Annotated in this window: 8 protein-coding genes; 3 read left to right on the forward strand and 5 right to left on the reverse strand. The window is 62.5% G+C overall.

All coding sequences use genetic code 11. From position 1 onward, the window contains the following. Window positions 1-50: 50 nt before the first annotated feature. Window positions 51-1193 carry a porin gene (locus tag EYW47_RS38720; RefSeq protein ID WP_133200087.1) on the reverse strand — a complete coding sequence of 381 codons (1143 nt, stop codon included), beginning with the start codon at window positions 1191-1193 and terminating at the stop codon, window positions 51-53. A gap of 270 nt (window positions 1194-1463) precedes the next feature. On the opposite strand from EYW47_RS38720, the gene betI reads away from it, so the two are divergent. Genes betI through betA form a run of 3 tightly spaced genes read left to right on the forward strand, consistent with a single transcriptional unit; the run spans window position 1464 to window position 5334 of the window. Next, on the forward strand, window positions 1464-2075 hold the full coding sequence (gene betI, locus EYW47_RS38725) for a transcriptional regulator BetI (RefSeq protein ID WP_133200088.1): 612 nt from the start codon (window positions 1464-1466) through the stop codon (window positions 2073-2075). A gap of 16 nt (window positions 2076-2091) precedes the next feature. Then, complete coding sequence (betB, locus tag EYW47_RS38730; RefSeq protein WP_133200089.1) at window positions 2092-3561, forward strand: betaine-aldehyde dehydrogenase; 1470 nt, start codon at window positions 2092-2094, stop codon at window positions 3559-3561. A 21-nt stretch (window positions 3562-3582) separates the two neighbouring features. Then, window positions 3583-5334: a choline dehydrogenase gene (gene betA, locus EYW47_RS38735; protein ID WP_240764112.1), complete on the forward strand. Its 1752-nt coding sequence runs from the start codon at window positions 3583-3585 to the stop codon at window positions 5332-5334. A gap of 91 nt (window positions 5335-5425) precedes the next feature. On the opposite strand, the gene EYW47_RS38740 is transcribed toward betA, so the two are convergent. From EYW47_RS38740 to EYW47_RS38755, 4 genes are all read right to left on the reverse strand, one after another. Then, window positions 5426-5743, reverse strand: a complete 318-nt coding sequence (locus EYW47_RS38740; RefSeq protein WP_165976808.1) for a helix-turn-helix domain-containing protein — start codon at window positions 5741-5743, stop codon at window positions 5426-5428. A gap of 7 nt (window positions 5744-5750) precedes the next feature. Further along, the gene (locus tag EYW47_RS38745) at window positions 5751-6143 is read right to left on the reverse strand and encodes a type II toxin-antitoxin system RelE/ParE family toxin (RefSeq protein WP_133200091.1); all 393 of its coding nucleotides are present in this window, start codon (window positions 6141-6143) and stop codon (window positions 5751-5753) included. Window positions 6144-6300: 157 nt separating this feature from the next. Continuing rightward, the gene (locus EYW47_RS38750) at window positions 6301-7947 is read right to left on the reverse strand and encodes a trimethylamine N-oxide permease (RefSeq protein ID WP_133200092.1); all 1647 of its coding nucleotides are present in this window, start codon (window positions 7945-7947) and stop codon (window positions 6301-6303) included. Between the two features lie 165 nt (window positions 7948-8112). Continuing rightward, window positions 8113-9063, reverse strand: coding sequence for a choline ABC transporter substrate-binding protein (locus EYW47_RS38755; RefSeq protein ID WP_133200095.1), 951 nt, complete (start codon window positions 9061-9063; stop codon window positions 8113-8115). Window positions 9064-9809: the final 746 nt, after the last annotated feature.

A 9809-nucleotide genomic window follows, 5' to 3' on the forward strand; every position in this document is an offset into this window, starting at 1 on the left:
ACCAACCAGCGCGCCGGCGCGCCGGCAAGAAATCCCCACCCAAATCAAAATCAGAACGAATGCCGCATACCAATACGCACATCGGCCTGCGTCGTGGTCGACGACGGCGTGAAGCTATATCCAATCACAGCATCCACCCCCTGCGAAGCATGAAGCCAGTCCCCCGAGAGATAGACCTCGGTACGCTTCGAGAGCGAGTAATGCACGCCCGCCGAGAGCTGATTCCAATGATGCCCATCGAAATGCGTGTACTGATACCCGCCGATCAGGTTAATGGCAGGCGTGACTTGCCAGTCCGCGCCGCCTTCGGCCACCTGCATATGCTCGCTCTGTCCAAGCGCCTTGATCTGGGTATACGTGAAGTCGCCCATCAACGTAACGGGGCCGATCACATAACTAGCACCCACACCGAACGCCCCTTGCTTGTCCACCGGAAACGCCGTGTTCGCATAGAGATCGGTAACGGCGCCGGTGGCGGGATCAACGCTCACGGTAGGCTGACCAAAGAACGAATGCACGCCGATCATCGCATAGGGATCGAACGCATAAATACCCGACGGGTTATTCAACTGCGTATACGCCGTGCCCGCCGAGAACCCGCCGTTCTGATATTGCGCGCCCACACTCCAGGCACTACCCGTATGGAATTCGCCAGGGGTATTGCTGAACGAATACATACCACCGAACTGGAACCCGCCATACGTATTCGACGTGAATTTCACGGCATTCTGCAAATGGTCGCCATTCATGCGGTCGAAGTCGCCCTGGTTAATGGCGTAGCCGCTCGCCCACGCAGTGACGTTGTACTGGTAAACCATGTCCTGCGTCATATCCGACTGGTTGCCGAACGTAAGCGTGCCCCAATCATTCTGCAAACCTACATAAGCCACACGCCCAAACAACGAGCCGCCATTGGCGATTTCGCCATTACCCAAATGAAAGCCGCTTTCCAGCTCGAAGATAGCCTTGTTGCCGCCGCCAAGGTCTTCGGTGCCTTTGATGCCCCAGCGGTTCGCATACGAAACACCGTCATCGAACTTCACCTGATGCGAGCCGCCCGCGTTGGTGACGTAGGTGACGCCCGCATCGATGATCCCGTACATCGTCACGCTGCTCTGAGCCTGGCTCTCGGTGGAGAGCGCGGTCAATGCGAGTGCGATGCCAGTCAGTGCCGCCACTTTCGCTTTCTTCATGGTCTAGGTCTCTCTTGCCTTGCGATACGGTTGATGGGCCGCATAAAAGACGTCCCCTGAGACGTACAAATCGCGTGCGAATCGGTGAGCCCGCTGCACGCCTTATGCGGATCGTGAGAACGTACAAATCCAAATCTCAGCCGACTTGTACGCACACGACGCATACTTGGGGAAAAGCGCCGCCCCGCCAGATCGGCGTTTTTATTGATTGATCGTTCAATAAAAAAAGACTAGAGTGGGGGCCTTCCAGCTGCGCCTTGAAGAATCGCCATGCCCAAGATCGGAATGCGCGACGTCCGTCGCGCGCAACTTATTGATGCGACCCTGCAATCGATCGACCAGTCCGGACTGTCGGGCACGACGCTTGCAACGGTCGCGCAGCACGCGAACATCTCTACCGGAATCGTCAGTCACTATTTCGGCGGCAAGGACGGCCTGCTCGAGGCCACCATGCGCCATATCCTGCGCGATCTCTGGGAGGCCACCATGCGCCGCCGCGCGGCGGCCAAGGACGAGCCGCGCTCGCGCTTGCGCGCCATCGTCGCCGCGAATTTCGACGTTTCGCAGGTGAACACGCCGGTCATGAAGACCTGGCTCGCGTTCTGGGCCGAGAGCATGCATCAGCCCGCCCTGCGCCGCCTGCAGCGTGTAAATACGCGCCGGCTCTATTCGAATCTGTGCGCCGAGTTCGAGAAGGTCTTGCCGCACGCGGCCTCGCGGCGCGCCGCCAGCGGACTCGCCGCGATGATCGACGGCCTGTGGCTGCGCGGCACGCTGACCGGCGAGCCGTTCGACACCAAGGCCGCCCTGCGCGTCGCCAACGAATACATCGATCTCATGCTCGAAACGCGCGCAAAGGCGCGCTCGGGCAAGTCCGCCTAGCCTGGAGTCACCCACCATGTCTGTTTATCCGCTCGAACGCCTCTTCATTGACGGCGCATTCACCGACGCCACCAGCGGCGAGACCTTCGAAACGCGCGACCCCGCCACCGGCGAAACGCTCGCGACGGTGCAGCAAGCCAGCGCCGCCGACATCGAGCGCGCCGTGCAATCCGCGCGCGCCGGCCAGCGCGTGTGGGCCGCCATGACGGCCATGGAGCGCTCGCGCATCCTGCGCCGCGCCGTGGAGCTGCTGCGCGCGCGCAACGACGAGCTGGCGGCGCTGGAAACGCGCGACACCGGCAAGCCCATCGCCGAAACGCGCGCCGTGGACATCGTCACGGGCGCCGACGTGATCGAGTACTACGCCGGTCTCGCCACCGCCATCGAGGGCCAGCAAATTCCGTTGCGCCAGGATTCGTTCGTCTATACGCGCCGCGAGCCGCTGGGCGTGACCGCGGGCATCGGCGCGTGGAACTACCCCATTCAGATCGCGTGCTGGAAGTCGGCGCCCGCGCTGGCCGCCGGCAACGCCATGATCTTCAAGCCGAGCGAGGTCACGCCGCTGTCGGCCTCGAAGCTCGCCGAAATCTATCTCGAGGCCGGCGTGCCGCCGGGCGTGTTCAACGTCGTGCAAGGCGATGCGCGTGTGGGCGCGATGCTCAGCACGCGTCCCGACATCGAAAAAATCTCGTTCACCGGCGGCGTGGAAACGGGCAAGAAGGTCATGGCCGCAGCCGGCGGCTCGTCGCTGAAGGAAGTGACGATGGAGCTGGGCGGCAAGTCACCGCTGATCGTTTTCGAAGACGCCGATCTCGATCGCGCCGCCGACATTGCGGTCACCGCCAACTTCTTCAGCTCGGGCCAGGTCTGCACCAACGGCACGCGCGTCTTCGTGCACGCATCCTTGCTCGCGGCGTTCGAGGCGAAAGTCATCGAACGCGTGGCACGCATCCGCGTCGGCCATCCCGGCGACCCCGCCACCAACTTCGGCCCGCTCGCCAGCGCGGCACAACTCGACAAGGTGCTCGGCTACATCGAGAGCGGCAAGCGCGAAGGCGCGCGGCTGATCGCGGGCGGCGCGCGCCTCGTGGAAGGCGAATTTGCGCGCGGCCAGTATGTGCAGCCGACCGTGTTCGCCGATTGCCGCGACGACATGAAGATCGTGCGCGAGGAAATCTTCGGCCCGGTCATGAGCATTCTTTCCTTCACTGAGGAATCCGAAGTCATCGCGCGCGCGAACGACACGATCTATGGTCTCGCCGCCGGTGTCGTCACCGAGAGTCTGTCGCGCGCACATCGCGTGATTCACCGGCTAGAAGCGGGCATCTGCTGGATCAACACCTGGGGCGAATCGCCCGCCGAAATGCCCGTGGGCGGCTACAAGCAATCGGGCGTGGGGCGCGAGAACGGTATCACGACGCTCGAGCACTACACGCGCATCAAATCCGTCCAGGTCGAACTGGGACCGTATCGGCCCGCCTTTTGAGGGTATTTGAGGGAGCACGGCATGGCAGCGCAAGAGTACGACTACATCATCATCGGCGCGGGATCGGCGGGCAATGTGCTCGCCACCCGGCTTACCGAGGATCGCGACGTCACGGTCCTGCTGCTGGAAGCGGGCGGTCCCGACTACCGCTTTGACTTCCGCACGCAGATGCCCGCCGCACTCGCATATCCGTTGCAGGGCCGCCGCTACAACTGGGCCTACGAGACCGACCCCGAGCCGTTCATGGACAACCGGCGCATGGAATGCGGGCGCGGCAAGGGGCTGGGCGGCTCCTCGCTCATCAACGGCATGTGCTATATCCGCGGCAACGCGCTCGACTATGACGGCTGGGCCGAGCGAAAGGGGCTGGAGAACTGGAGCTATCTGGATTGCCTGCCCTACTTCCGCAAGGCGGAAACGCGCGACGTGGGCGCAAACGACTATCACGGCGGCGAAGGCCCCGTGCACGTGACGACGAGCAAGCCCGGCGTAAACCCGCTTTTCGAGGCAATGGTCGAGGCCGGCGTGCAGGCGGGCTACCCGCGCACCGACGATCTGAACGGCTATCGCCAGGAAGGCTTCGGGCCGATGGACCGCACGGTGACGGCCAAGGGCCGGCGCGCGAGCACCGCGCGCGGCTACCTGGATCAGGCGAAGCAGCGGCCCAACCTCGATATCGTCACGCATGCGACCACCGACCGGATCCTGTTCAGCGGCAAGCGCGCGAACGGCGTGGTGTTTCTCGACGGCAATGCGCAGGTGAAGCGCTACGCGCGCCGCGAGGTGCTGGTGTGCGCGGGCGCGATTGCCTCGCCGCAACTGCTGCAGCGCTCGGGCGTGGGCCCCGGCGCGTGGCTGCGCGAGCTCGACATTCCGGTCGTGCTCGACTTGCCCGGCGTGGGGCAAAATCTTCAGGACCACCTGGAGATGTATATGCAGTACGAGTGCAAGGAACCCGTTTCGCTCTATCCTGCCCTGCTCAAGCGCAATCAGCCCGCCATCGGCCTCGAATGGATGCTGCGCGGCACCGGCAAGGGCGCGAGCAATCATTTCGAGGCGGGCGGCTTCATCCGCACGCGCGACGACGACCCGTGGCCCAATATCCAGTATCACTTCCTGCCTGTTGCGATCAACTACAACGGCAGCAACGCGATCAAGATGCATGGCTTTCAGGCGCATGTCGGCTCGATGCGCTCGCCTAGCCGTGGCCGTGTGAAGCTGCGCTCGCGCGATCCGCGCCAGCATCCGTCGATTCTCTTCAACTACATGTCCGAAGCGCTCGACTGGCGCGAGTTCCGCGACGCCATCCGCATCACGCGCGAGATCATCGCGCAGCCGGCGCTCGACCGTTACCGGGGCCGCGAGCTGAACCCCGGCGCCGACCTCAAGACCGACGCGCAGATCGACGCCTTCGTGCGCGGCCGTGCGGAGACGGCCTTTCACCCTTCGTGCTCGTGCGCGATGGGCTACGACGACATGGCCGTTGTGGATGCGGAAGGCCGCGTGCACGGCATCGACGGGCTGCGCGTGGTGGATGCCTCGATCATGCCGCTCATTACCACCGGCAACCTCAACGCGCCGACGATCATGCTCGCCGAGAAGATTGCCGACCGCATTCGCGGCCGCCAGCCGCTCGCGCGCTCGACGGCGCAGTATTACGTGGCCAATGGCGCGCCTGCGCGCGGCGGGGATTTACCGCTGCGCCCAACGGGGGGCAAGGGAATGAAGGCGACGCCGAGCGGAGCGAAGCGGAAAGCGCACGCGGTATCGTAATCAAGGCAGTCCATCGGATACCTGAATAATCGGGTATCCATTGCGGGCCGGAATCGAAGCGCGAAGCGCGGCGATTCCGGCCCGCAAGCATTTATACGAGTGAAATCCTCAGGGATTTTCCGCACGCCGCGGCGTACTTGCGCAGCGTCGCCAGAGACGGCGAATGCTTTTCGCTCGCGAGCGACGATTCCAGGCGGGATACGGCGGAGGTGGTGGTGCCCATACGCTCGGCGACCTGTGCCTGCGTAAGGCCCGCTTCCTTGCGAGCAGTGAGTAGCGTGTCCAGCGCCACGAACTCTTCTTCCAATGCCTCGTACGCAGCCCTGAACTCCGGATCCCGCATCATCCGATCAATATCGGCTTTCGTATGTGGAACGGGATTGTACCGATCCTCGAGTTCGCGCTTCACCCTCGCCTTAGCCATTGTCCAAAACCTCCTTCAAGCGTTTGCGGGCAATACGCAACTCGGCAACCGGTGTTTCCTGCGTTTTCTTGATGAACGAATGCAGGATGACGATGCGCTGGCCCATCTGTGTGCAATAGAAAACTCGCCCGATGCCTTCATGACCACGCGGACGAAGTTCAAACAATCCCCCCCCATAGCGCGCGAATGCGGCATCCGCAGATCGGCACCGAACTTCTCCATGACGCCGAGCAGCCGTAAGTAGCCGGCGAGAATACCCATCGGTAGCGAGAAAACCTCGGTCTTTACGCGCTCGCTGTAGTACGTGATCGTCCACATGCTGTTTCGATATTAGCAAATTTGCGAAATTCGAGCAAATTTGCCCGAGGACAGCATTTGGGGCCATGAGCAAGCACAAGGAAGTTGTTGGTATCTGAGCGCCAAGCGATCAACCCATCGCAATCACACCCCTGGCACTAGAAACAAAACGGCGTCACGCGGCACCCGAAATCCGAATGCCAACGTGACGCCGTGCGACTTAAAGCTGAACTAAACCCGCCCCACTACACCGCCGCAGCCAACCGATACGAAATCGCAATCGTCAGCGCCGCCGCAATCAACGCGGCATAAGGCAACATATCGCGCCACTTGCTGCGCACAGGAATCTTCACCTCCATATCGAGCGCGCTGCCCGCGGGAAAGTGACCACGATCCTGCCAGTAATGGCGATAAGCGAACACCGGCACGATCAGCAGCATCGCGATCAAGCCATCGCGCAGCGTATTCGCGCCTTGCTGATTCGCACCCGCGCCAACGAACACGAGATTCGCGTAACCGCACAGCGCGCCGAGCGCGAGCAGCCACGTCGGGCACCTGAACGGCCGGTCCCACGACGGCCGATCCATGCGATGAATCCAGCCCGACTGCAAGTTGAGAAACACGAACAGCATGTAGCACACGTTCGAGATGGACAGCACCGTCATGTAGTCGGACATCGCCAGCAGCACGAGGTTGAAGCCCAGATCGGTCCACATGGCCGCGGTAGGGGCGCCGTGCTCGTTCACGCGCGAGAGATAGCGCGGCAGCCAGCCGTCCACCGAAGCCTGATAGAGCGTGCGCGAGGACCCCATCATCGAAGTCATCACGATCAGCAGAATCGAGAGCATCAGCATCACGACCACGGCGTTGCCGACCCATGCGCCGCCACCCACGATGGACGCCATCGCCATGCCAACGCCGGTGCCGTCGCCAATGCGCGGATCGAGCATCGCCTGCATGCCGAGCGATCCCTGGAAGGCGAGCGGCACGAGCGTCATCACGACGAGGCAGAGCGCGCCCGACCAGAAGATCGCGCGTGCGGTGTCGCGGCGCGGATCGCGGAACTCGCGCGTGTAGCAAACGGCGGTCTCGAAGCCGTACGAGGCCCAGCCCGCCATGAACATGGCGCCCAGCGCCATCACCACACCCTGGCCGTTCCATGCGCCGAAGCGCGACGCGCTCAAATTGCCCTGCGCGTCGTGGCCGAGCGGCAGCAGCGGAAAGAGATGCTTCGCGGGCACGTCGCCGGTGAAGAACGGCACGAGACCGACGATCAGTAGCGGCGTGAGCGAGGCGATGCCAAGAATCTTCTGCGTTTTCGCGGCCTTCGATGCACCGCTATGTTGAAGCCGGAACGTGATGAGCAGGAACGCCGCTGCAATCATGAAGGTGGCGTTGATGCGCAGCGTGAGCCCGGGCTTGATGAAATCCAGGTTCGCCAGCGTCCAGTGCCATTGCAGGATGGCCGCATCGGGCGAAAACAGCGTGGCGAGCGCGTAATTCGCGGCCAGCCCGCAGCCGAGCGCGAGCATGGGCGACCAGGCGAGCCAGTTGCACCACACGGAGACCGGCGCAATCATCTTGCCGTAGCGCACCCAGCCGATCGCGCCATAGACCGACGCGCCCCCCGATTTGTGCGGGAAAAGGCCGGAAATCTCGGCATAGGTGGCACTCTGCATGAGGCCCATCGTGATCGATGCGATCCAGATGGCCCACGCCGGCTGGCCTATCGTGGCGCATACGCCGCCGATCGTGAAAAGCACACCCGCCGGTACGCCGCTCGTGACCCAAAATGCGTCTTTCCAGGTGAGGCCACGCTGCAACGCGTGGCCATGGTCGCCTCGGGCGCCAACATCTTCGGCACCCCGCGTACGTATTCCAGCTTGCTCCATCCAATTCCTCCTGAGGTCTAACGCTAATCAACCAAAATTGCCGTGCCAATTGGGGCCTTCAGGGATCGCCAAGGACGTGCCGTGCATACACACAGTTCGCCCCGGGCGCCCCGGCCGTCCGCAAGAGGGTGCGAACGGCGGCCACGGCAAGTCATACAAGGCGGGTCAATGCACGCCCAGATACGCGCGCACGGCAGGCAGGCCCGGCTTGCCGTCGAGGGTCGTCACCCCGGCGAGCCACTTGTCGAGCATCTGCGGATTGGCCTTGAGCCAGTCGGCGGCCGCCTTGTTGGGGTCTTCCTTGGCGGCAATGGGCACCATCAAATGGTTCTCGATGGCGGTCGTGAACTGCAGGTTGGAGACGAACTTCGCGACGTTCGGGCAGCGTGCGCCGTAATCAGGCGGTTCCGCGGTCAAGACCTTCGCCGCGCCGTAATTGGGTCCGAAGACGTCGTCGCCACCCGAGAGGTAGTCGATCTTCATCTGCACGTTCATCGGATGCGGCTCCCAGCCGAGGAACACGATCCACTGCTTGTCGCGCTCGGCGCGGTTCACCTGCACCAGCATGCCGGCCTCGCTCGACTCCACGAGCTTGAATTTGCCGAGGCCATACTGGTTCGAGCTGATCATCTTCTGAATCAGCTGGTTGCCGTCGTTGCCGGGTTCGATGCCGTAGATCTTGCCCTGCAATTTGTCCGCGTACTTCGCAATGTCCTGGAACGAGTGCAGGCCACCCTGGTACACGTAGTCGGGCACCGCGAGCGTATATTTCGCGCCGATGAGATTGGGGGTCGGCAACACCTTGATCGAGCCCGATTTCGTGAACGGCTCGATCATCGGGTCCATCGTCGGCGACCAGTAGCCGAGGAACACGTCAATCTGCTTGCTCTTCAGGCCCGCGAACGTAATGGGCACCGAGGCAATGGTCTTCGTGGGCTCGTAGCCGAGTCCGCTCAGTATGGTGGACGCAACGCCCGTGGTCGCAGCGATGTCGGTCCAGCCGACGTCGGCAAAACGCACCGCCTTGCATTCGGCGGGATCCGCCGCATAGGCGCTGGAGCAGGCAGCGGCGGCAAACAGTAACGCACAGGCCTGCAGGGTCTGGAATCGGCACATCTTCGTCTCCTCGAGATTGCACAGCGTCGATCGGTTCGGCGTGGAAGGGATGGCGGCAAACTCGCGGACAAACTGCGGGCTGACCAGCGCAAGACGCGTGCCCGCCCCTGCTTCCATGCCCGGCACCCCTTGTGGCGGGGCTTGCGGAAAGAAAGGCGGGGAGCACGCACATCCCACGGTCAATAGTCGTTTGGCAAAAAACGGATCAACGTAGCAATTGCGACGAGCACTTGCGCAGATGCGACAACTCGACGCTGCGAGGTCCGAGCGACAAGGTTTTAAGTTGATTGAACGATCAATTGAAATCCGGGATGGGTCGCCGTGCAGTGGCTTTCAAAGGCACTTCATCCGCATGCGTTTCGCTTTCGGTTTCATTGCATTTGCGGTCGCGGCTGGGGTTGCGGAGCGCAGATTTTATTCTTAAGGACTTCGATCTTTTTTTCGTGCTGGTCGCCTGATTCGAGGCCGGAGCCACTTCGACCGAACTAGCCGCATCGAAAGCTCTCCATCAGCTCGGCATCAGTCGGGTGCCGCAACAGCGAAGGGTTCGCGCGAGTCGAGGCGGTCTGTCGAATGTCAAGCGAGCGCACTTCCTGAGCCGATCTATGCGCGATGAATCGATTCAGGGGTCGTTTTTCGGAATTTTCTCCTGTTCAAGCTAATACGCTCTCTTTCAGGATAGATACCTGCGGGTGGTGGGGTCTGCCGCCCTCGCATCGCAGAGTCTCTCTTCGGAAGGAAGCGGC

Source organism: Paraburkholderia silviterrae (assembly GCF_004353915.1).
Classification (GTDB): domain Bacteria; phylum Pseudomonadota; class Gammaproteobacteria; order Burkholderiales; family Burkholderiaceae; genus Paraburkholderia; species Paraburkholderia silviterrae.